Source organism: Methylorubrum sp. POS3, assembly GCF_043352485.1.
In the GTDB taxonomy this organism is placed as follows: Bacteria; Pseudomonadota; Alphaproteobacteria; order Rhizobiales; family Beijerinckiaceae; genus Methylobacterium; species Methylobacterium suomiense.
Genome location: NZ_JAPRBT010000001.1, coordinates 3478076 through 3498890, shown reverse-complemented (window position 1 = coordinate 3498890; position 20815 = coordinate 3478076). Strand labels below are relative to the sequence as shown.

Annotated in this window: 20 protein-coding genes; 6 read left to right on the top strand and 14 right to left on the bottom strand. The window is 71.2% G+C overall.

The window, feature by feature from the left end:
- Nucleotides 1–100: 100 nt before the first annotated feature.
- On the top strand, nucleotides 101–427 hold the full coding sequence (locus tag OWC43_RS16195; RefSeq protein ID WP_393957410.1) for a hypothetical protein: 327 nt from the start codon (nucleotides 101–103) through the stop codon (nucleotides 425–427).
- Nucleotides 428–434: 7 nt separating this feature from the next.
- On the opposite strand, the gene OWC43_RS16190 is transcribed toward OWC43_RS16195, so the two are convergent.
- The 6 genes from OWC43_RS16190 to OWC43_RS16165 form a co-directional block, all read right to left on the bottom strand.
- Nucleotides 435–2120, bottom strand: a complete 1686-nt coding sequence (locus OWC43_RS16190; protein ID WP_137830319.1) for a methyl-accepting chemotaxis protein — start codon at nucleotides 2118–2120, stop codon at nucleotides 435–437.
- A gap of 259 nt (nucleotides 2121–2379) precedes the next feature.
- Nucleotides 2380–3525: an alpha/beta fold hydrolase gene (locus tag OWC43_RS16185; protein ID WP_393957409.1), complete on the bottom strand. Its 1146-nt coding sequence runs from the start codon at nucleotides 3523–3525 to the stop codon at nucleotides 2380–2382.
- Nucleotides 3522–5027: a glycerol kinase GlpK gene (gene glpK / locus OWC43_RS16180; protein WP_137830333.1), complete on the bottom strand. Its 1506-nt coding sequence runs from the start codon at nucleotides 5025–5027 to the stop codon at nucleotides 3522–3524. Before glpK ends, OWC43_RS16185 begins: the two co-directional genes overlap by 4 nt.
- A gap of 113 nt (nucleotides 5028–5140) precedes the next feature.
- The gene (locus tag OWC43_RS16175) at nucleotides 5141–5680 is read right to left on the bottom strand and encodes an ankyrin repeat domain-containing protein (RefSeq protein ID WP_393957408.1); all 540 of its coding nucleotides are present in this window, start codon (nucleotides 5678–5680) and stop codon (nucleotides 5141–5143) included.
- Nucleotides 5681–5889: 209 nt separating this feature from the next.
- Nucleotides 5890–6177 carry a hypothetical protein gene (locus OWC43_RS16170; RefSeq protein ID WP_137830316.1) on the bottom strand — a complete coding sequence of 96 codons (288 nt, stop codon included), beginning with the start codon at nucleotides 6175–6177 and terminating at the stop codon, nucleotides 5890–5892.
- Between the two features lie 146 nt (nucleotides 6178–6323).
- Nucleotides 6324–7658 carry a capsule biosynthesis protein gene (locus OWC43_RS16165; RefSeq protein ID WP_393957407.1) on the bottom strand — a complete coding sequence of 445 codons (1335 nt, stop codon included), beginning with the start codon at nucleotides 7656–7658 and terminating at the stop codon, nucleotides 6324–6326.
- 283 nt (nucleotides 7659–7941) lie between these two features.
- On the opposite strand from OWC43_RS16165, the gene OWC43_RS16160 reads away from it, so the two are divergent.
- Together OWC43_RS16160 and OWC43_RS16155 are read left to right on the top strand one after the other, a co-directional pair.
- On the top strand, nucleotides 7942–8376 hold the full coding sequence (locus OWC43_RS16160) for a hypothetical protein (protein WP_393957406.1): 435 nt from the start codon (nucleotides 7942–7944) through the stop codon (nucleotides 8374–8376).
- Nucleotides 8369–9466, top strand: coding sequence for a lysylphosphatidylglycerol synthase domain-containing protein (locus tag OWC43_RS16155; protein WP_393957404.1), 1098 nt, complete (start codon nucleotides 8369–8371; stop codon nucleotides 9464–9466). Before OWC43_RS16160 ends, OWC43_RS16155 begins: the two co-directional genes overlap by 8 nt.
- A gap of 76 nt (nucleotides 9467–9542) precedes the next feature.
- Here the strand turns inward: OWC43_RS16155 and OWC43_RS16150 are convergent, their stop codons facing one another.
- The 6 genes from OWC43_RS16150 to OWC43_RS16125 form a co-directional block, all read right to left on the bottom strand.
- Nucleotides 9543–9872, bottom strand: coding sequence for a helix-turn-helix domain-containing protein (locus tag OWC43_RS16150; protein ID WP_393957403.1), 330 nt, complete (start codon nucleotides 9870–9872; stop codon nucleotides 9543–9545).
- Entirely contained in the window at nucleotides 9869–10234 is a 366-nt protein-coding gene (locus tag OWC43_RS16145) for a type II toxin-antitoxin system RelE/ParE family toxin (RefSeq protein ID WP_393957402.1), read from the bottom strand. The genes OWC43_RS16150 and OWC43_RS16145 overlap by 4 nt, the downstream gene beginning before the upstream one ends.
- A 184-nt stretch (nucleotides 10235–10418) precedes the next feature.
- Complete coding sequence (locus OWC43_RS16140) at nucleotides 10419–11195, bottom strand: ABC transporter permease subunit (protein ID WP_137830311.1); 777 nt, start codon at nucleotides 11193–11195, stop codon at nucleotides 10419–10421.
- Entirely contained in the window at nucleotides 11192–12118 is a 927-nt protein-coding gene (locus OWC43_RS16135; protein WP_393957401.1) for an ABC transporter permease, read from the bottom strand. Before OWC43_RS16135 ends, OWC43_RS16140 begins: the two co-directional genes overlap by 4 nt.
- Complete coding sequence (locus tag OWC43_RS16130; RefSeq protein ID WP_137830309.1) at nucleotides 12115–13194, bottom strand: ABC transporter ATP-binding protein; 1080 nt, start codon at nucleotides 13192–13194, stop codon at nucleotides 12115–12117. The genes OWC43_RS16135 and OWC43_RS16130 overlap by 4 nt, the downstream gene beginning before the upstream one ends.
- Before the next feature lie 42 nt (nucleotides 13195–13236).
- Nucleotides 13237–13929, bottom strand: a complete 693-nt coding sequence (locus OWC43_RS16125; RefSeq protein WP_137830308.1) for a Crp/Fnr family transcriptional regulator — start codon at nucleotides 13927–13929, stop codon at nucleotides 13237–13239.
- A 330-nt stretch (nucleotides 13930–14259) separates the two neighbouring features.
- On the opposite strand from OWC43_RS16125, the gene OWC43_RS16120 reads away from it, so the two are divergent.
- From OWC43_RS16120 to OWC43_RS16110, 3 genes are all read left to right on the top strand, one after another.
- Nucleotides 14260–14511 (top strand): hypothetical protein, encoded by a 252-nt coding sequence (locus tag OWC43_RS16120; protein WP_171015509.1) that lies wholly within the window; start codon nucleotides 14260–14262, stop codon nucleotides 14509–14511.
- Between the two features lie 82 nt (nucleotides 14512–14593).
- A complete protein-coding gene (locus OWC43_RS16115) occupies nucleotides 14594–17302 on the top strand; it encodes a DUF2339 domain-containing protein (RefSeq protein ID WP_393957400.1) in 2709 nt (902 codons plus the stop codon).
- 341 nt (nucleotides 17303–17643) lie between these two features.
- Nucleotides 17644–18051, top strand: coding sequence for a hypothetical protein (locus OWC43_RS16110; protein WP_137830306.1), 408 nt, complete (start codon nucleotides 17644–17646; stop codon nucleotides 18049–18051).
- Between the two features lie 113 nt (nucleotides 18052–18164).
- Here the strand turns inward: OWC43_RS16110 and OWC43_RS16105 are convergent, their stop codons facing one another.
- Nucleotides 18165–19466, bottom strand: coding sequence for an MFS transporter (locus tag OWC43_RS16105; RefSeq protein WP_393957399.1), 1302 nt, complete (start codon nucleotides 19464–19466; stop codon nucleotides 18165–18167).
- A gap of 80 nt (nucleotides 19467–19546) precedes the next feature.
- Complete coding sequence (locus OWC43_RS16100) at nucleotides 19547–20722, bottom strand: pyridoxal-phosphate-dependent aminotransferase family protein (RefSeq protein ID WP_393957398.1); 1176 nt, start codon at nucleotides 20720–20722, stop codon at nucleotides 19547–19549.
- Between the last annotated feature and the right edge of the window lie 93 nt (nucleotides 20723–20815).

Here is a 20815-nt window from a genome sequence, read left to right as displayed (position 1 = left end):
CGCACGGGGCGGAGGATTGAGCGACCCGCCCCGCACTGCTTATGTTAAGCCGGTATGCCGATGCGCCCGGGCGAGGCGGCGGCCCGGAGATGACAGAGAGATGGCGTCGATCGACGAGATTGCGGCCACGCTGCGCACAGTGGCGGCGGCGGGCATGAAGCCCAAGAACCTGCTGGCTGCCGTGCGCGAGCGGCATCCCGAAGCGAGCAAGAAGGAGGTGGTGCGCGCCGCCTTCTACGCGCTGATCGAGAACCAAACGCAAGGACAAGCCCGAGATCAGGACCCTGGCTTGGAGCAGGCGGCCGATCTCCACGCCTTCGCGATCCAGGCGCGCGCCGCCGACGAGGAGCCGCCGGTCAAGCGGAGCCGGCTGCGCAAGAAGAAGGCCCCGGCGCCCAAACCCGCCGCGGAGGCGCCGGTCTTCTGAGGCCGCCTCAGGCGGCCCGCACGGTACCGAGGAAGCGGTGGACCTCGGCGCCGAGATGCTCGGATTGGCGCGACAATTCGGTTGCCGAGGCGAGCACTTGGCTCGCCGCCGCACCGGTCTCCTCCGCCGCGCTCGCCACGCCGGCGATGTTGGCCGTCACCGCGCCCGCGCCGTTCGCCGCCTGGGCGACGTTGCGGACGATCTCCTGCGTCGCCGCGCCCTGCTCCTCCACCGCCGCCGCGATGCCGGTGGCGACGCCGCTGATCTCGCGGATGCGCCCGGCGATGCTGTCGATCGCCGACACCGCCTGATCGGTCGAGGCCTGGATGCGGCCGATCTGGCCGGTGATCTCCTCGGTCGCCCGCGCGGTCTGGTTGGCGAGCTCCTTCACCTCGGCGGCGACCACCGCGAAGCCCCGGCCCGCCTCGCCGGCGCGGGCCGCCTCGATGGTGGCGTTGAGGGCGAGCAGGTTGGTCTGGCCCGCGATGGTCGAGATCATCGCCACCACGTCGCCGATCCGGGCGGCGGCGTCGGAGAGGTCGCGCACGAGGATCGCGGTCTGTCCGGCCTCGCCGACGGCGGCCTGCGCGAGGGCCGCCGAGCCGTCGACCTGTCGTCCGATCTCCTGGACCGAGGCGCCGAGTTCCTCCGCCGCCGCGGCGACGGTGCCGACATTGGAGGCCGCCTCGTCGGCGGCGGTGGCGACCGTGCCGGACTGGGCCGCCGTCTGGGCGGCGGTCGCGGTCATCTGCTCCGCGGTCGCCTGCAACTCCGTGGCGGCCGCCGAGAGACCGCCGATCACGCCGCCGACGGCGCGCTCGAAGGCGTCGGCCATGTCGCGGGCGGCGGCCTTGCGCTGAGCCTCGGCTCCGGCGCGGGCGAGCGCGGTCTCCTCCTCGAGCGTACGGGCACGGATCAGGTTGTCCTTGAACACCTGGACGGCGGCCGACATCGCGCCGATCTCGTCGCGGCGGTCGCGGCCCGGCACGTCGAGGGTGGCGTCGCCCGCGGCGAGCCGGCCCATCGCCGCGGTCATGTTCTCGATCGGACGCGAGATGCCGCGCCAGCCGAACAGGGCGGCCATGAGCGCCGCGAGCAGCGTCACCGCCATGGCGATCCAGGCGGTGGTGGCGGCGGAGGCCGCGCTGCCTACGGCCTGGTCGACGCTGGCCTTGGCGCCGCGCTTGTTGAGGGCGAGGTTCTCCTGCAACGTCCGCGTGGCGTTCTGGGCCAGGGCGAGGGTGTCGGCCCCGGCGAGCAGGGTCAGCGCCTCGGCCCTGCGCCCGGCCTGCATCAGGCCGACGATCTCCTCCAGCCGGGTCGTATAGGTGGCCCAGGTGGCGGAGAACCGCTCGTAGACCGCCCGCTCCTCGGGCGAGGCGATCAGCGGCTCGTAGGCGCGGCGCAGATCGGCGAGCGTCTTCTGGCTCGCCCGGACGCTCTTCTCGTTCTCGGCGAGCAGCTGCGGCGTGTCGGAGGTCGAGACGTAGCGATAGGTCTTCACCCGCTCGTCGCGGGTCGCGGTGCTGATGTCTCCGAGCAGGCCGACCGAGGGCAGCCAGTTGTCGGCGATCTCCCGCACCTCCCGGTCGATCGCCGATAACCGGACGATGCTGAGGCCGCCCTGAACCGCCGCGACGACGGCGAGCAGGCTGAAGGAGCCGGCCAGGGCCGCTTTGAGGGAGACGCGCATGGAGGATCCGGTCGAGTTCAGGAACAATTCCTGGGGCCGGATTAAGGATTTGAAGAGTTAATTTTCCGTCGCGAGAGCGGCGCTCAGCACTATTATTCTAGAATCCGGAGCATCGAAAACGTGTCATTTGATTGCCATTGACCGCGCCGCGGCTCGGATACCCTCTACGAAGGAGGCGTCGCCGCAGCCGCAGCGCTTTCGAGGCTTGCAGAGCAACAGAGACGGAGCCGAGACATGCCCCGTCCGGCGTCCTGCCCCGTCAGTTCTGATCCCCCGGCCGCTTCGCCGGCCCCTCCGGAGTATTCGGCCCCTCGGTCTTCGCCTCGGGCGCGGCCAGGAACTCGGCCAAGTGGCGCTTCCACAGTCCGGCATAGCGCAGCGACTGGTGACCATGGGTCTCGGGCGAGGTCGGCACCAGCACGAAGCGGCTGTCCTTCACCTTGGCCAGGGCCGCGTTCATCACGTCGAGCTGGGGCGGATTGAGCTCGTCGTCGGCGAAGTTCACCGCGAGCACCTTGGCCCTGATCTTGTCGAGTTCCGGGAACGGGTCGTAGTCGAACGAGGAGTCGAACCAGCGGAGCCAGTCGTTGGCGTCGGCCTTGTTGTCGTAGCCCGCGACCATCTTGTCGTAGGCCGCGTCCGCCGCGGCGCGGGTGGGCGCCTGTTTCTGGAGGCCGAGCACGCTCTCGGTCATGATGTTGAAGATCGGCAGGATCCGCTCGAAGCTCTTGGGCTGCGTCGTGTACTCGCCCTCCTTCCAGTCGGGATCCGAGCGGATGCCCTCGATCAGCAGGCGCCGCCACAGGGCATTGCGCCCGCTCACGGGGATCGGCTGGCTGGCCACCGCCATGATCAGGTCCATCGCCTGCGGGTAACGGATGCCCCACATCCAGGCCTGCATCCCGCCCATGGACGTGCCGAGAACGAGGTGCAGCCGCTTCACGCCGAGTTCCTCGACCACGCGGTGCTGGCCCTCGACGACGTCGCCGTAGCCGTAGCGGGGGAACCGGCCCTTGAGCCCGTCCGAGGGCTTCGACGAGCCGCCGCGCCCGAGCCCGTCGGGCAGGATCACGTACCAGCGGCGCGCGTCGAGGGGGGCGCCCTCGCCGAACAGTTCGGGGCCGAGCGTCGGGATCAGGAAGCTCTTCCCGGTGCCGGTGGTGCCGTGGAGGACGAGCACCGCGTTGTCGATCTCGCCGTCGGCGCCGCGATGGGGCGTGCCGAGGGTGGTGTAGTGGAGCTTGGCCTGTTCCAGGCGCTCGCCACCGGTGAGCCGGAAGTCCCTGACGACGACGTCACCCTCCTGCTGGCCTGGATAGGTCTGCGGTGCGGCCGGAGCCGGGTCCGCCATCCCGAAAGTCATCGTCATCGTCAGGAGTGCCGCCGCGATCCGCCCGTGCCTCATGCCTCGTCCTCCACCCAGCCGAAGGAGCGCTCCACCGCCCGGCTCCAGCCGGCGAACAGGGCCGCGCGCCGCTCCGCGTCGAGATGCGGATGCCAGCGCCGGTCAACCGCCCAATTGTCCTTGAGGTCCGAGAGGCTGCCCCAGAAACCGGTGGCGAGCCCGGCGGCGTAGGCGGCGCCCAGGGCCGTGGTCTCCGACACCTTCGGGCGCAGGGTCTCGCGATCGAGGATATCGGCCTGGAACTGCATCAGGAGATCGTTGACGACCATGCCGCCGTCGCAGCGCAACTCGCCGAGCGTGATGCCGGAATCGCGCTCCATCGCCTCCAGCACCTCCCGGGTCTGATAGGCGGTCGCCTCCAGGCAGGCGCGGGCGATGTGACCCTTGTTGGCGTAGCGCGTGAGGCCGATGATGAGCCCGCGGGCGTCGTCGCGCCAATGCGGCGCGTAGAGGCCGGAGAAGGCGGGCACGACGTAGACGCCGCCATTGTCCTCGACGCTGCGGGCGAGCGCCTCGACCTCGCCGGACTCGCGGATGAGCCCCAGATTGTCGCGCAGCCATTGCACCAGCGCGCCGGTGATGGCGATGGAGCCCTCCAGGGCATAGGCCGGGGGTTCGTCGCCGATCCGGTAGGCCAGCGTGGTGACGAGACCCGCCTTCGAGGCGACCGGCTCGGGTCCGGTGTTCATCAGGGCGAAAGCGCCGGTGCCGTAGGTGTTCTTGCCCTCGCCGGCGGCGAAGCAGGTCTGGCCGAACAGGGCCGCCTGCTGGTCGCCGAGGATGCCCGCCACCGGCACCCCGGCGAAGGGGTCGCGGGTCTCGCCCACCACGCCGCTCGACGGGACGATCTTCGGCAGCACCCCGCGGGGAATGCGGAACACGCCGAGCATCCCGTCGTCCCAGTCGAGGGTCGCGAGCGACATGAGTTGGGTGCGGCTGGCATTCGTCACGTCGGTGACGTGCAAGCCCCCCTCCTCGCCGCCGGTGAGGTTCCAGACCAGCCAGGAATCGATCGTGCCGAACAGGGCGCGCCCGTCCTCGGCCTTCTCCCGCGCGCCCTCGACATGATCGAGCAGCCACGCGAGCTTGGAGGCGGAGAAGTAGCTCGCCAGCGGCAGACCGGTGAGATCGCGGAAGCGGTCACGCCCGCCGTCCCGGGCCAGCGCCGCGACGTGGCGGTCGGTGCGGGTGTCCTGCCAGACGAGGGCATTGTGCAGGGGCTCGCCGGTCGCGGCATCCCACAGGAGCGCCGTCTCGCGCTGGTTGGTGATGCCGATGGCGGCGAGATCCGCCGGTTCCAGCCCGGCCCGGACCAGCCCCTCGCGCATCACCGTGCGGGTGTTGCGCCAGATCTCGCGCGCGTCGTGCTCGACCCAGCCGGCGCGAGGAAAGATCTGCTCGTGCTCGCGCTGGGCCTGCCCCAGGATGGCGCCGGAGCGGTCGAACACGATGAAGCGCGTGCTCGTGGTGCCCTGGTCGATCGCCCCGACCGCTTGCGCCACCGCGTTCCCCATGCCGGACCTCCCCGGCCCGGATCGTCCCGCCCGGGCCATGGCGCGATCCTACACGACGATCGCGCCGCCGGAAGGCGGTCCGGCGACCGGCGCGTCGCCGGTCAGCCCGCCGCCCGTTCCAGCAGGGCCGGGGTCTCCTTCGCGCCCATCTGCCGGGCCAGGTCCGCGGCATTCATCCCCGAGGCATCGCGCCGGGCCGGGTCGGCACCGCGGGCGAGCAGCCGCTCGACGATGGCGACGCGGTCGAACATCGCCGCCACCATCAGCGCGGTGCGCGAACCGTCGCCCGCGCCGTCGATCGCCGCCCCGTGATCGAGCAGCAGCTCGACGATGCCCGCCTCGCCCTTGAAGGCGGCCCCCGCCAGCGGGGTCTGGCCGCGATCGTTGGCGAGTTCGGGATCGCCGCCCGCCTCCAGCACCACCCGCGCGGTCTCGGCCTGGCCGTTATAGGCGGCGAGCATCAGGAGGCTGTCGCCCTTGTCGTTGCGCAGGTTGGCCGGCAGCCCCTGCGCGAACAATCCGGCCAGCTCCTCGGCATGCCCCATCCGGGCATATTGGAAGACGCGGCCGGCGAAGGCGATGGTCTCGTCGTCGAGGGTGGGGGACGCGGCGGGGGATTCAGGAGGGGACTCGGCCTGCATCGCGGATCTCGTCGGGGTTTCCTAGGGCGCTCGCGCATCGGTCCGAAAGGTGGGCGCCGGCTCTCGGAGAAAAGCCGATGCGGCCCGATCCTCTCGGGGAATGCCACGGAGGGCGGAGGGCCGTCATGTGGGGCCCCGGCCGGGTTCGTCCAGCCGGCGGGCGGCGCATCCGGATCACCGCGCGGGGCGGAGCGGAGGTTCGGGCGGGCTCAGCGCCGCCGGCCCGAGATCCGCGCCGCGTGTTCGGCATCCTGTGCGGCCCGGGCCTCCTCGATCTTGCGCAGCGTCAGGTAGCGGGTGATGTCGAACTCGACGTCCCGGATCGTCTCCTCGATCAGGTGGCGCTGGAGCACGATGGCGGGATCGTCGGCCGCCAGCCCCTCGCGGTCCTGGAGCCGCTGCACCGCCTGCCGGACCACCGTGTAGACCTGCTCCCGCTCGTCCCGGCTCATCGACGGGCTCACCGCGCGGGCGACGAGGTCCGAGAAGTCCGCCATGGCACGCACTCAAAGCCGGTTGAGGGTCATCGGGTGAAAATCGGAGCCGGGCGGCCCCGGACGGGAATGTGCCCATGGCGGCAGCCCGATCAAGAGGCCCCGCCCGGCATCGCGATGCCGGAGCAGTCCACGACCGGCTCCGCTCGTCAGAGGCGATTGTCGACGACGGCGGCCCGGACCAGGGAGAGCGCGCTCCAGATCATCGTGAACAGGAACAGCGCCACGCCGACGGCGTAGAGGGGGGCCGGATAGGCCGAGTAGGTCGGCAGCAGGGGCTCGATGAAGGTCGAGAGGTAGATCTGCTGCTTCGAGGCCGCGACCCGGGCGCGGTCGAGGAGCATGGTCACCGACGCGTTGAGCTTCTCCGCGATCATCTGCTCGACCATCAGCCCCTCGTATTCGAGGAGAGCCTGGGTCAGATTGCGCGAGGCGTCGGTGACGAGGCCGTCGGTGGTGAGACGGTTCTGCAGTTCCTTCATCTGCCCGTCGATGGCCGCGACGGTGGCGACGAGCACCTGGACGCCGCGGGTCCGCTCGTCGAGCTTGGAATCGCGCATGACGCGCAGGTCGTTCTCGGCCTTGATCTTGTCCTTGCGCAGCATCTCGATCGTCGTGGCCGTCGCCTTCGCGGACAGCACCGGATCGATGATGCCCCAGCGATTGCGGAATTCCTGCAGCGCCATACGGGCGCGCTTGAGCCGCTCGCCCGCCTTGTCGACCTCCTTCTGCGCCTGGACGAGCATGTCCTCCTGGGCGCGGCGGGAGATCGTGTTCACGAGGCTCTCCGACCGGGTGATCACCTCCTTGGAGATCGCCACGGCGTCCTCGGGCGAGAAGGCCCGCACGGTCAGACGGATCACGCCTGAGACGACGTCGATCTGCGGCTGGACGTGGTGGCGCCAATGTTTGACCAGCTTCTCGACCGGCTGGCCCGCATCGTAGCGCGCCCAAAAGTCGATCCCGTCATGCGAGAACATCTTTCCAAGATCGAGCTTGGCATCGACCGCCTCCACGAGGGGGCGGCTCTTGATGTAGTCGCGGAGGATGAAGCTATCCTGGCTGTTATGCTTCTGAATGAGGTCTTGATACATTCCGAGCTGGACGGATCCCATCGGCTCGATGTTGCCGCGCACCGCGAATTGCGACTCGACGATGTATTGCGGCGTGGCCAGGGCGAAGACGTAGAAACTCACCGCCGCCGTCGGCACCAGCACGAAGATGCCGTAGCTGCGCAGGAGCCGCACCAGCAGGCGGGGCTGCGGCCGGTTCTCCTCGCGGGGCTTGAGGCCGGGCAGGCGGGTCCAGTCCAGGGTCCGGCGCAGCTGCGCGGCCAGGGCGCCCCTGCGGCTCGCGGGCACGGGCTCGATCGTCTCGGCGTTGCGCCGCAGATCCGGCACGGAGCGGCGGGCGAGATCCATGAGCGACTGGACGCTCGGGCTCGACCGGACTCTCGTCTCCTGCTTGATCTCGTCCGAACTCATCGAAAGGACATCCTCGCGGGGAAACCGCCGCCGGGGCTCGTGCCGGTTCATGCCGGGCTCATGCCGCACCCGGCCGCGAAGCGCCGGGCGAGCCCTCGCGGCCACGGCTGAGGTCACGGTTTTTTCGGCCCTTTTTAAGGCGCGGCGATCCGCCGGGATTGCCGCGCGGGACCGGACTTGCGATAGGCCGCCCCGCACCGGTTGTGCCCGGGGCATGCCGCGGGCAGCCCGGATCCGGGGGGCGTGCCGGATGCACGGCGATCCGGCACCACGGCCGATGCGGATGACGACTTCGGAGGAGCAGTTGGGACGGCGTCAGGAACCGTGCGGCCCGGCCCGCACGGCCAAGGCCAGCTTCGCGGAAGTGGTTCTGGTCTGCGGCAAGTGCGCCAAACGCCAGGGCGTGGACCGCAAGCGGCTCGGCCGCGCCCTCAAGCGCGTCCTCAAGCGCGCCCCAAGCTCTCACGCCACGGCCGAGATCGACGGCACGCTTCGCAAGGCCGAGACCCGCAAGACGAAAGCCCGCAAGGTGAAGATCGTCGAGACGGGCTGCCTCGGCCCCTGTCCCAAGCGGTTGCTCACCGTGGCGACGGCGGCCTCCCTGGCCCGTGGTCGCGTCGTCCTGCTGGAGCCGGCGCTCAAGGAACTCTCGCCGCAGGCCCTGCGCCTCGACGCCCCCGCCCGCCCGGTTCCGATCGTGCGCGCCGCCGATGGCTGATCCCCGGCCCGGCCCGAAGCTTGCCCCGAAGTCTGGCCCGAACCGGCTCCTGCGCGGCCTCGCCCGCCGCCTGCCGCTCCTCGGGACGCTCGCCGGGCTGGCCCTGGGCACGTGGCTCGTGGTCACCAACGATCTCACGGCGATCGGCGACGCGTTCGGGCGGATCGGCGCGATCGGTCTGATCGGCCTCGTCCTCGTGCGCGCGCTGATCGTCCTCGTCTGCGGACTCGCCTGGGCACGGCTTCTCGCCGGCCTCGCGCCCGCCGGGCCGGGGGGAAAGCCGGTCGAAACCGGCGCCTTCGTGATCCTGCGCTTCGTCCGCGAGGGGGTGAACGTGCTCCTGCCCGTCGCCTCGGTCGGCGGCGAGGTGGTGGGCGGGCGCCTGCTGACCTTCTGGGGGGTCGCCGGCAGCTTCGCCGCGGCCTCGCTGCTCGCCGACATGCTGATCCAGGTGGCCACGCAGGTGGCGTTCACCGTGCTCGGGGCGGGCCTGCTCTGGCGGCTGCCGGGCGAGGCCGCCGCCACTCTGGCCCGCTGGACCGTGGAGGTGGCGGCGGTCGCGGTCGCCGCGGTGGCGGCCTTCTTCGCGCTGCAGCGCCTGGGCTCGACGCGCGGCCTGGAGCGGCGGCTCTCCGGCCTCCTGCGCCGCGTCATCGGCCCGTCCGAGCCCGACGCCGCGGCGCGCACCGGCCCCTCGGTCCGCGATGCCCTCGACGCCGTCTGGGGTCGAGACCGCCGGGGGCCGCTGGCCCAGGCGACGCTGCTTCACGCCGCCGGCTGGCTGCTCGGCGCGGCCGAGATCTGGATCGTCCTCGCCTGCATGGGGATCGAGGCGAGCCTGACCGAGGTGCTGGTGCTGGAATCGCTGTCGCAGGCGATCAAGTCGGCGGCCTTCCCGGTCCCGAGCGGCCTCGGCGTGCAGGAGGGCGGCTTCGTGTTCGTCGGCGCCCTGTTCGGGCTCGATGCCGGAATCGCCATCGCCCTGTCGCTGGCCAAGCGCGTCCCCGACGTGGTCCTCGGCCTGCCCTCGCTCCTCGTCTGGCAGACGCTGGAGGCCCGCCGCGCGCAGGTGCTGGCGCCGCCGGGGTGAGACCCAGGCGAGACTGGTTCGGCATGCGCCAGGAGGCTTCCTTCGGCGAACCAGCATCTGCTTCCGGCGGGAGCGTTCACAGGATCGTATCGATGCCCTTGTGCGCGGCCAAAGACAGGAGCTTGAGCGAGGGGCCGCTCGGGCGGCGCTCGCCGCGCTCCCATTGACTGACGAGGGTGACAGTCACGTTGAGCGCGCGGGCGAAGAGCGCTTGGCTCATCTTCGCCGTCTCGCGCACCTGCCGGATGGCTTCGGGCGAGAGCGGCTCGACCGGGGTGAGACAGGCAAGATCGAAATGGCGCATGGTGGCCTTGTTGATCGCCCCGACTGCGTGGGAGTCGGACGCAGCCTCGTGCAGCGCCTGAAGGGCGTCGCTGCGGGGCGTGGCTCGAGAGCGGGTTGTCATGCGATCTGCCTCCATCCTCGCTCGGCGACCAAGCGGGCGAAATCCGCATCCGTGTGACGGGTCAGGGTCTCGGCGTAATCTTGGTAGGCGGTGCGCTCGTGCACCGTAAGGTTGGCCCGGGCGCTCTTCGGGAAAAGATACAGGAACACGGCGAAGTCGCCGGCCCTGTACGCGAGGATGGATCGAAAGCCGCGGGCGCGTCCCTGTCCCGGACGGGCGATACGCTGCTTGATTAGGAACTTTCCGATCGGACCATCGATCTGACCGCGCTCGGCACGATCGACCGCTTCCATCAGATCAGCTTCGGAAACGCCCTCCTTGTCGACCAATTTCGCGAAAAGCGAAGTCGTAAAAATCTTCATGCCCTGCCCCCAGTCGGCAGATCAAAAAACCATGAAAATCATCTTGTTATAGCCGCTCGATCGATCAGCGGGTGCGGGCGAACCGAACCGTTGCCCCGATGTCTCAGGCCGAAAAAACCAGCACGGCAACACCTCAAGAAGTACAACGCTCTGCGTTACAATTCAAGTTCGCAGCAGCCCGCCCCTATCCCCCCTGCCCCCGCCGCGCCGTCAGCCACGAGGCCGCCAGCACCACCAGGCCCACCAGGGCGATCATCAGCGTCGAGGCGGCGTTGATCTCCGGGTTCACCCCGAGCCTGACCTGGCTGTAGAGGCGCATCGGCAGGGTCGTGGCGCCGGGGCCCGAGACGAAGCTCGCGATCACGAGGTCGTCCAGCGACAGGGTGAAGGCCAGCAGGAACCCGGCCACCACCGAGGGCGCGATCAGCGGCAGGGTGATGCCGAGGAACACCCGCAGCGGCGCCGCGCCGAGATCGGCGGCGGCCTCCTCCAGGGAGCGGTCGAGGCTTTTCAGGCGGGCGCCGACCACTACCGCCACGAAGCCGGTGGCGAAGGTCGCGTGGGCGATCACGATGGTGGCGATGCCGCGATCCAGCCCGATGCCGACGAAGAGCAGCAGCAGCGATAGGCCGGTGATGACCTCGGGCATCACCATGGGGGCGTAGAGCAGGCCGGTATAGGCGCCGCGCCCGAAGAACCGCCCGTGCCGGTCGAGGGCGAGGGCGGCGAGGGTGCCGAGCACGCCCGCGATGGCGGCGGAGAGCAGCGCCACCTTGAGCGAGACGAGGGCGGCGGCGAGCAGCGGCCCGTCGGCGAACAGGATCGCGTACCAGCGGGTCGAGAACCCGCCCCAGACGGTGACGAGCTTCGAATCGTTGAAGGAATAGACGATCAGCACCAGGATCGGCGCGTAGAGGAAGGCGAGCGCCAGGGTCAGGGCGGAGCGGGCGAAGGGGCTCATCGTCCCCTCCCCTCGGCCGCCTCCTCCCGCCGCAGTTCCGCCTCGCGGAACAGCACGACGGGCACCACGATCAGGATCAGCAGCAGCACCGCGACGGCCGAAGCGAGCGGCCAATCGCGGTTGGAGAAGAACTCGCTCCACAGCACCCGTCCGAGCATGAGCGTGTCCGAGCCGCCGAGCAGGTCGGGGATGATGAACTCGCCGACCATCGGGATGAAGCAGAGCAGCGCGCCCGCCGCCAGCCCCGGCAGGGCGAGCGGCAGGGTGACGGTGGCGAAGGCCCGCGCCCGCCCGGCGCCGAGATCCGCCGCGGCCTCGAGGAGCGCCGGATCGAGTCGGCTCATCACCGCGTAGAGTGGCAGGACCATGAAGGGCAGGTAGGCATAGGTCAGACCGATCAGCACGCCGACGGACGAATCGAGCAGCGGCAGGGGCCCCGCGATCAGCCCGAGCTTCAGGAGCGCCCCGTTGAGCAGCCCCTCGGGCTTGAGGATCGCGATCCAGGCGTAGATGCGGATGAGGAAGCTCGTCCAGAACGGCACGATGACGAGCGCCACGAGGATCGGCTGCCAGCGCGCGGAGGCCCGCGCCATGGCGTAGGCGGTCGGCGTGCCGATCAGCGCCAGGATCGTGGTGGCGAGGGCGGCGTAGCCCAGGGAGGAGAGGGCGGCGTCGCGGTAGAGCGCGTCGCCCGCAATCATGTGGTAGTTCTGGAAGTCGAGCGCCTGCAGGAACTCGCTCCAGCCCTCGAGCCCGCCCTGCCAGTCGATCACCGGCAGATAGGGCGGCTGCGCCGTGGCGGGCGAGGAGAAGCTGATCTTCAGCGTCACCACGAAGGGCACGAGGAAGAACAGCACCAGCCACAGCAGCGGCAGCCCGCGCACCAGGCCGCGCCCGAGCCTGCGGGTCAGGCGCCCGCTCATGCCGGCAGGATCCGGGCGGAATCCGGCGGGATGGCGACGGTCACGGCCGCGCCCACGGCCGGCACCGGCCCCGGCGCAGGCAGGGCCGCGGAGGCGCGCAGCACCGAGCCGTCGGCCATGGCGATCCGGGAGCGGATGCGGTCGCCGAGGAAGGTCGCCTCGACGAGCGTGCCGGGCAGCCCCGCGGCGGCCCCGAGGCTCAGCCGCTCGGGCCGCACCGCCACCACCACGGCGGCGCCGGCCGCCCCCTCCCCGCTCGCGCGGATCGGCCCCAAGGCCGTCTCGACGGTGCGGAGGCCGCCGGGCTCGGCGGGCCCGAGGCGGCCCTCGATCAGGTTCACATCCCCCAGGAGGCCGGCGACGAAGCGGCTGGCCGGGCGCTCGTAGAGGTCGCGGGCCGGGCCGATCTGGACGAGGCGCCCGCGCTCCATCACGCCGATCCGGTCGGCCAGCGCCATCGCCTCCTCGGGGTCGTGGGTGACGACGACGAAGCTGGTGCCGAGCCGCCGCTGGATCGCCCGCAGCTCCCCTTGCGTCTCCTCGCGGAGCGTCCGGTCGAGGGCGCCGAGCGGCTCGTCGAGGAGCAGGATCTTGGGCTCGCGGGCGAGGGCGCGGGCGAGGGCCACCCGCTGGCGCTGCCCGCCCGACAGCGTGTCGGGTTTGCGGGCCTCGAAGCCTTCGAGCCGCACGAGCTTCACCAGCCCGGCGACCCGCTCGGCCGCCTCCCGCCGGCTCAGGCCCAAGCCCTTGAGACCGTAGCCGATATTGGCCGCCACGCGCATGTGCGGGAACAGCGCGTAGGACTGGAACATCATGTTGACCGGCCGCCGATGCGGCGGGAGCGCGGTCAGGTCCGCCCCGTCGAGCCGGATCGTGCCGGCATCCGGCGCCTCGAAGCCGGCGACCAGCCGCAGCAGGGTGCTCTTGCCGCAGCCCGAAGGGCCGAGCAGGCAGACGATCTCCCCCTGGGCGAGGTCGAGCGAGACCCCATCGACGGCCGTGTGGGCGGCGAAGCGCTTGGTGATCCGCTCGATGCGGAGCAGCGGGGCGGCGGGAAGGGGCGTGGGCGCGTGCAAGGTGATCGGGTCAGGGGCTCGGGGCGACTCGGTCGCTCAGTATCACGCGTCTTCCCGCAGCGCCTCCTGCACCCGCGCCTCCAGCAGGTCGGGGCGGCGGATGACGAGGGCGCCGCGGGTGCGGTCGATCAGCCCCTCGCCCGCCATCACGGTGAACTCGCGGGTCACCTGCTCGCGGCGGCAGCCGATGCGGGCGGCGAGGACGTGGTGATAGGGCGGCGGCGTCACGACCCGCTCGCCCTCGTGTCCGGCCCGCGGCACCGAGAGGCGCAGTAGCTCCGCGTAGAGGCGGTGGCGCAGGTCGAGCAGGGCATGCTCCATGAGCCGCGTGTTCAGCTCGCGCACGCGCTTGGCGAGCAGCCGGAACAGCCGGTCGGCGATGGGCTCCGAGGCGAACACGATCTGGCGGAACACGGCGGCCGGCACCACGCAGACCTCGCCCCGGGTCAGCGCCGTGACGTTGGCCGAGCGGCCGATCCCGTCGAGGGCGGCGAGTTCGCCGAAGAAGGCCCCCGCCCGCATCTCGCCGAGGATGACCTCCTTGCCCGATTGCGAACGGTTGAGGATGCGCACCTCGCCGGTGGCGAGGAAATACACGTCGGTCGAGATGTCGTCGTAGTCGACGAGCGTCTCGTTCTCGTCGAAGCGCCGCCAGTGGCAGCGCGTCTCGTAGGGGGAAAGATCGACACCCGGTTCCTTGAAGAACGGGATGCTCGCCAAACGGCCTGTCGCCACGCCTCGGAAACCTTCTTCGCGCGGACGGGATCGTGGAGCCGGCGCTCCGGCGGGTCAAGCCGTCGCGCCCGGTCGAGACACCTTCGCCGTGGATGAGTGTCCCGACCGTATTCTCGATGCTGTCGCCACAAGACGCGCCACGCGTATCGGACGACGACATACAACCGAATGACCAGACTCGGAACGAACAAGCAACGACGCTCACGCATTCATGAACTGATCGAGCATGCAACAGGTTTTTTGCCAGCTCTTAAAAAATTTCCGCGTGCTTTCCGGAAATCCTAACCGTATCGTTAATGCATGGAGCCGCTGCGGTCGCGGAGATAGTCGATGATGAGCACGGACCGTGATTTATTTCTTCAAGACGCGTTCGAGGTAGGACTGATTTCGTCGGACGAAATCGCAAGCTCGATTGGTTGTCTCGTGTGGGATTCTTCACCGAACGGCGTCGACGTCGAAGTCGATCCGGGCGCCGTCATCCCCGACACCGTCCATCTCTCGATCGCATCGCTGGCCATCGATCGGCCCTGCGCCGTGGTGGAGCGCGAGGGCTGCCGGCTGCATCTCGCCTATACGCGCTGACGGCCCGGCTGTGAGCGTCCACACGCGCGCCGCCCCCGCACCGCGTTAAGGTCGCCGCCTTCCGAACCGGACGGCCGGCCCCATGGACGACAGCCTTCTTCTCCTTCTCGTCCTGATCGGCCTCGGCCTCGCCGTGTCCGGACCCGCGGGCCTCGTCGCGGCACTGGTGCAGCGCGGTCGCGTCGCCGATCTGGAGCGGCGCCTCGCCCGGCTCGAAGGCGGGGTCGCCCCAGGACCGCGATCGGAAACGATCCCGCCGGAGACGGGGCAGCCGGACGCCGTCCGCGCCGCGGCACCCCGCGCGCAATCGACGCCGCCTCAGCGGAGCCAGGTCCCGAAAATCGCGCCGGAGCGCATACCGGCAACACCGGAGCAAGCCGCCGCGCGACCGGGCGCGCCGCGCCCCTCCCTGGAGGAACGGTTCGGCACCCGCTGGACCGTCTGGATCGGCGGGCTGGCGCTGGCCTTCGGCGGCGCCCTGATGGTGCGCTACTCGGCCGAGCAGGGAGTCTTCGGGCCGGGCATGCGCGTCGCGGGGGCCATCGCGCTCGCGCTCGCGCTGCTCGCCGCGGGCGAAGTCCTGCGGCGGCGCCTGCGCGGGACGATGGCGGGCCCCGATTCGCTTCCCCCGTCGATCCCGACATGGCCCGACGTGCCCGCCGTCGTCACCGCCGCCGGCATCGCGGCCCTGTTCGGGGCGCTCTACGCGGCGCACGCCCTCTACGGCTTCCTCGGGCCGCTCGCGGCCTTCTCCGGGCTCGCGGCGACGGGACTCGCCGCCATGGCCGCGGCCCTCCTGCACGGGCCGGCGCTGGCCGGCCTCGGCCTCGTCGGCGCGATGGCGACGCCGCTCCTGATCGGCGGTGGGTCGGCGAGCCTGTGGCCGCTCGCGCTCTACCTGCCCGTGGTGGCGGGCAGCGCCTACGGCTTCGCGTGGCTCAGGGGCTGGCGGGCGCTGGCCGTGGCCGGCGGCCTCGGTGCGGCGGCCTGGAGCGTGCTGCTGGCTTTCCACGCCGCGGGGGCCGGACCGGCGCAGGCGCATCTCGTGCTGCAGGGCGCGCTCGCGGTCCTCGTCCTCGCCGTTCTGCCGGGCCGGGGCACGGCGGATGCGCAGGCGCGGCCCGACCGCTTCGCCGCGGGGGTGCTCGCCGGCTTCGCTCTCGTCGCCGGGGCGGTGCTCGGCCTGACCGCCGACGCGGGAGCGGGCGCCGGCTGGATCGCGGCGGCCTTCGCCGCATCGGCCCTGCCCGCCGCCGCCGGGTTCCTCGCCGCCCCGGCCGCCCTCGGCCTGCCGGTGGCGGTCGGGGCCCTCGTCGCCACCCTCGCGCTCTGGCCGGAAACGGGCGAACCCGCGCGCGGCCTGCTCGGCCTGTGGCACGGCATCGACGCGCCGGGGACGATGCTGGGCTTCGCCGCCCTCACCGCCGCCACGATCGCCGCCCCCGGAGCCCTGCGGCTCCTCGGGGGCAGCCGCCTGCCCTACGCGACCGCCCTCGCCTATGCCGCGGGCGCGGCGCTCGGTCCGCTGGCGGCCCTGACGCTTGCCTTTCTGCGCCTCTCCGACGGCGCGGTCGCGCCGGGCTTCGCGGCGATCGCGGGCGGCCTCGGCGCCGGCTTCTGCGGGCTGGCCGCCCTCTGCCGCCGGGAGGCCGGACGCAGGCCCTCCCCCGCCCTCACCCTCGGCCTCGGCACCTTCGCGGCGGCCTCGGTGGCGGCCCTGTGCCTCGGGCTCGTCTTCGCCGTCTCCGGCGGATCGCTGACCCCGGCCCTGGCCGCCGCCGCTCTCGCGACGGCGCTGATCGCCCGCCGCCTCGACATCCCGGCCCTGCGCGTCTGCGTGGCCGGGCTCGCCGTCTTGGTGGCGGTGCGCCTCGCCTGGGACCCGCTGCTGACCGGCCCCGGCCTGTCGGCGACGCCGATCCTCAACGGGCTCCTCCTCGCCTACGGCCTGCCCGCGCTCTGCCTGGGCCTTGCCGCCCGCGCGATCCGCCGGGGCGCGGCGGATGGGCCGGAACAGGTCACCCAGGCGGTGAGCCTCGTTCTGGCGGCCCTGCTCGTCTTCCTCGAGATCCGCCACGCGCTCCATGGCGGCGACCTCGCCGCCCCGGATACGAGCCTGCTCGAACAGGGGCTGACCACGCTCTCCGCCCTCGGCTTCTCCCTGGTGATGGGGCACGTCTCGGGCGCGGGCGCCTCGCCGGTCGTCCGGTTCGGGGGAATCGCCTTCGCCGTCCTCGCCCTGGTGCAGGGCGGGCTCGGTCTCGGGCTTGCCGTCAACCCGCTCCTGACCGACGAGCCGGTGGCGGGCGGCCTCCTCGTCAACGACATCCTCCTCGCCTACGGAGCACCGGCCCTGGCCGCCCTCGCCCTGGCCCGGACCGCGCCGGGGCGTCGTCCGCGATGGTTCGTGCGGGCCGCGGGGCTGTTCGGCCTCGCCCTCGCCTGCCTCGGCACGGGGCTGGCCGTGCGCCACGGCTTCCAGGGGGAGCGGATCAGTCTCGATCGCGGGACGAGCCAGGCCGAATGGTACGCCTATTCCGCGGCGGGGCTCACCCTCGGCCTCCTCGCGCTCGCCGTCGGGATCCGGCGGCGCTCGACCCTGCCCCGCCTCGCCTCGGCGGTGCTGATCGGGCTCACGACCCTCAAGGTGTTCCTGTTCGATCTCGCCGGGCTGGAGGGCCTGTTGCGGGCCCTCTCGTTCCTCGGTCTCGGTGCCTGCCTGATCGGCATCGGTCTCGTCTATCAGCGCCTCGTCTTCGCGCGGCCCGCGTCGGCGAGCCCGGCCGGGTGAGACCATCCCATTCCGGGACCGCGATCGAGACGGCGCCTTGAGGGCCGGCTAACCTGAACCGGTCATTCTCTTCCTCGGAGCCGCGTTGCGTATCGGCTCCGTCGTGCGGACACGACACGCCCCGCCGTTCCGAGAGGACGGCGGGGCTGCCCGCCTCCGGCGCGCCGGCTTCCCGACCCATGGCGGATCGGCAGGTCGCTCGGCCCACCCCTGACCCAAGCGGATCGGTTTCATCCCGTCGGCATCGTAGCGAGCGGGCGGGACGCGCCGTCTTGCCTTAAGGTTTCCATCATCTGTCGCCGGAGAAACGATCCGGAAGACGGCGGAACAGGACAGGCGCGATGACGGGTGAGACGGGCAAGCCGGCGGACGAGGACGATCGGGCGGTCGAGCGGCTGACGCTCTACATGCTCAAGGAAACCTACGGCGCGGCGGCCGCGGCGCTGATGCGCATGAACCCGAAGGCGGCGGGGGACCTGTTCCAGGCCTTCGAGCGCCAGATCGCCGAGGCGCTGGAGCGGATGCACATCCACCGCTCCGAGGGGCCGGACTCGACCGCCATCGCCGTGGCGGTCGGCGGCCGCATCGCCGACATCCTCGACCACGCCCATCGCCGCCAATTCGAGGCCCGCACCGCCGCGCCGCCGCCGGCAGAGGATCCGACCCTCAGGGCCGCCCGCGAGGCCGGCATCTCGCAGGACGCCGTCGAGGTCCTGGCCACCCTCCAGCACCGATGGCCGAAGGGTTAAAGCCTCGGCCCGAACGGCGGATGCCGGCTTTCGGCAAAACGCCGATGCGGCAGAAGAATCCGGAGAAGCGTCCCGGCACCCCGCCGAATCGGCGCCCCTTCGGAATCCCGGTCCTATTCCGCCGGCACGGTCCGCGGCGGCGACGGATCGGGCGCATCGAGGAAGGGGCGTTCCGGGTGCATCGTGAAGGCGAGCCCCGCGCCGAGGATCAGCAGGCCGATCGAGCCGGCGAACGGCAGGATCCAGTTGCCGGTCACGTCGACGATGAAGCCGAACGTCAGCGGCGAGACGATCGCGGCGAAGGCCGAGCCGAAATTCATCAACCCGCTCGCGGTGCCGGCATAAAGGGGGGCGATGTCCATCGGCACCGACCAGATCGGCCCGATCACGAGTTCCAGGAAGAAGAAGCCGCCGGAGAGCAGGAGCGCCACCAGGGTGAGTTCCTTGGTGAAGAAGACGCCCGCGAGGCAGGCGGCGGCCCCCAGCATGCCGAAGGCGATCACGTTGCGGCGCGCCTTCTGCAGGTCGCCGGTCCTGCGCAGGATGCGGTCCGAGGCCAGCCCGCCCAGGGTGTCGCCGATCACGCCCGCGAAGAACACGCCCGAGGCGAACAGGGCCGAGTTCTTGATGTCGAGGCCGTAGCCGTCCTTGAAGAACGAGGGCAGCCAGTTGAGGTAGAGCCACAGCGACCAGCCGTAGCAGAAATAGGTCAGCGTGACGGGGGCCATCCGCACCACGAGTCGGCGCCACGGCACCGGAGGCTTGACCGCGGGTGGGGCGGCGCGGTCGCGGATCGCGAGGCGGGCCAGGTCCGCGTCGGTCACGCCCTTATGCGTGCGCGGATCGTCCCGGTAATAGGCGAACCAGACCACGACCCAGACGAAGCTGACGAGGCCCAGGATGACGAAGGCCCCGCGCCAGCCGACGAAGCCCATCAGCACCACCACGAGCGGCGGCGTGATGGCGTTGCCGAAGCGGGCGAAGGAGTGGGTGATGCCCTGCGCGAAGCCGCGCTGATCCTTGGCCACCCAGGACTGCATGGCGCGGGTCGCGGTGGGAAAGGTCGCCCCCTCGCCGAAGCCGAGGGCGAAGCGGGCCAGGAACAGCGAGACCACGCCGCCGACGAAGCCGGTGGAGATGGTGGCCGCCGCCCAGATCAGGCCGCAGAGGAACAGGGTGCGCCGCGCACCCCATTTGTCGGCCATGGCGCCGCCGACGATCTGGAACACCGCGTAGGGGTAGGCGAAGGCCGAGAAGACGAGGCCGAGCTGGGTGTTGGTCAGCCCGAGTTCGCCTTTGATCGCCGGCCCGGCGGTGCCGACATTGACCCGGTCGACATAGGTGATGAAGTACATCAGGCAGAGCAGGAACAGCACCATGCCCGGCGCCGTCACGCGGCGAGGGATCGTGATCATCGGCGGTTTCCTCCGGTTCTTCGGACAACCGCCCCAGGGCCGTATCGGGTGCACGGCTTTCCCGAAGCGCGGGTGATCGGTCAGCCGTCGAGGCCGGCCCCCAGGCTCGCCATCGCGGCGAGCACGCCGCCGGGCCGGTGCGGCACGCGGGACGCGGCGAGCGCCATCTCGACCCCCGACAGGGCCCCCATCAGGGTCAGGTCGTTGGTCTCGCCGAGATGGCCAATGCGGAAGATTTTGTCGGACAGCTTCGACAGGCCGGCGCCGAGCGAGAGGTCGAACCGCTCGAGCGCCACGGCGCGGAAGGCGTCGGCCCCCCGTCCCTCCGGCATCATCACGGCGGTGAGCACCGGCGAGTGCTCGTCCGGATTCTGGCACAGGACCTCCAGACCCCAGGCCTCCACCGCCGCGCGGGTCGCGGCGGCGAGCCGGGCGTGGCGGGCGAAGACGGCGTCGAGCCCCTCCTCCCTCAGCATGGCGATGGCCTCGCGCAGGCCCCAGAGCAGGTTGGTGGCCGGCGTGTAGGGGAAGGTGCCGGAGGCGTTGGCCTTCAGCATCTCCTCCCAGTCCCAGTAGGACCGGGGCATCGTGTTGTGGCGGGCGGCGGCGCGGGCCTTCTCCGAGATCGCCGTGAAGCCGAGGCCCGGCGGCAGCATCAGGCCCTTCTGCGACCCGCTGACGGTGACATCGATGCCCCATTCGTCGTGGCGAACATCGACCGAGGCCAGGGAGGAGATGGTGTCGACGAGGAACAGGGCCGGGTGGCCCGCCGCGTCGATCGCCCGGCGGATCGCGGCGATCCGGCTCGTCACGCCGGTCGAGGTCTCGTTGTGGACGACCATCACGGCCTTGATCGACCGGGCGCGATCCTCGGACAGCCGGGCCTCGACCGCGGCGGGATCGACGCCGCGGCGCCAATCGCCGGGCACGAACTCGACCTCGATGCCGAAGCGGGCCGCCATCTGTCGCCAGAGCGTGGCGAAATGGCCGGTCTCGAACATCAGCACCCGGTCGCCCGGCGAGAGCGTGTTGACGATCGCCGCCTCCCAGGCCCCCGTGCCCGAACCCGGATAGATGATCACCGGACCCTGGGTGCGGAACACCCCGCGGATGCCCTCCAGTACCTCGCGGCCGAGCCGGGCGAATTCGGGCCCGCGATGGTCGATGATCTGCCGGTCCATGGCACGCAACACGCGCTCCGGCACCGGGCTCGGCCCGGGAATATGCAGGAAATGGCGTCCGGTCCGGCCCGTCATGGCGTCTTCTCCCCGGCGCCGGGTTCGTGCTCGGCGCGTCTCCGCGTCAAAATTGCATTCAAAATTGCGGGACACAAGCCGTATCATGAGGGC

What these genes read in the sequence shown, in the direction of transcription:
- OWC43_RS16100 (WP_393957398.1), bottom strand. Translation starts at nt 20,722, where the DNA reads ATGACGGGCCGGACCGGACGCCATTTCCTGCATATTCCCGGGCCGAGC.
- OWC43_RS16105 (WP_393957399.1), bottom strand. Translation starts at nt 19,466, where the DNA reads ATGATCACGATCCCTCGCCGCGTGACGGCGCCGGGCATGGTGCTGTTC.
- OWC43_RS16165 (WP_393957407.1), bottom strand. Translation starts at nt 7,658, where the DNA reads ATGAGTTCGGACGAGATCAAGCAGGAGACGAGAGTCCGGTCGAGCCCG.
- OWC43_RS16150 (WP_393957403.1), bottom strand. Translation starts at nt 9,872, where the DNA reads ATGACAACCCGCTCTCGAGCCACGCCCCGCAGCGACGCCCTTCAGGCG.
- OWC43_RS16140 (WP_137830311.1), bottom strand. Translation starts at nt 11,195, where the DNA reads ATGAGCCCCTTCGCCCGCTCCGCCCTGACCCTGGCGCTCGCCTTCCTC.
- OWC43_RS16175 (WP_393957408.1), bottom strand. Translation starts at nt 5,680, where the DNA reads ATGCAGGCCGAGTCCCCTCCTGAATCCCCCGCCGCGTCCCCCACCCTC.
- OWC43_RS16120 (WP_171015509.1), top strand. Translation starts at nt 14,260, where the DNA reads ATGATGAGCACGGACCGTGATTTATTTCTTCAAGACGCGTTCGAGGTA.
- OWC43_RS16145 (WP_393957402.1), bottom strand. Translation starts at nt 10,234, where the DNA reads ATGAAGATTTTTACGACTTCGCTTTTCGCGAAATTGGTCGACAAGGAG.
- OWC43_RS16135 (WP_393957401.1), bottom strand. Translation starts at nt 12,118, where the DNA reads ATGAGCGGGCGCCTGACCCGCAGGCTCGGGCGCGGCCTGGTGCGCGGG.
- OWC43_RS16190 (WP_137830319.1), bottom strand. Translation starts at nt 2,120, where the DNA reads ATGCGCGTCTCCCTCAAAGCGGCCCTGGCCGGCTCCTTCAGCCTGCTC.
- OWC43_RS16155 (WP_393957404.1), top strand. Translation starts at nt 8,369, where the DNA reads ATGGCTGATCCCCGGCCCGGCCCGAAGCTTGCCCCGAAGTCTGGCCCG.
- OWC43_RS16185 (WP_393957409.1), bottom strand. Translation starts at nt 3,525, where the DNA reads ATGAGGCACGGGCGGATCGCGGCGGCACTCCTGACGATGACGATGACT.
- OWC43_RS16115 (WP_393957400.1), top strand. Translation starts at nt 14,594, where the DNA reads ATGGACGACAGCCTTCTTCTCCTTCTCGTCCTGATCGGCCTCGGCCTC.
- OWC43_RS16160 (WP_393957406.1), top strand. Translation starts at nt 7,942, where the DNA reads ATGACGACTTCGGAGGAGCAGTTGGGACGGCGTCAGGAACCGTGCGGC.
- OWC43_RS16110 (WP_137830306.1), top strand. Translation starts at nt 17,644, where the DNA reads ATGACGGGTGAGACGGGCAAGCCGGCGGACGAGGACGATCGGGCGGTC.
- OWC43_RS16195 (WP_393957410.1), top strand. Translation starts at nt 101, where the DNA reads ATGGCGTCGATCGACGAGATTGCGGCCACGCTGCGCACAGTGGCGGCG.
- OWC43_RS16170 (WP_137830316.1), bottom strand. Translation starts at nt 6,177, where the DNA reads ATGGCGGACTTCTCGGACCTCGTCGCCCGCGCGGTGAGCCCGTCGATG.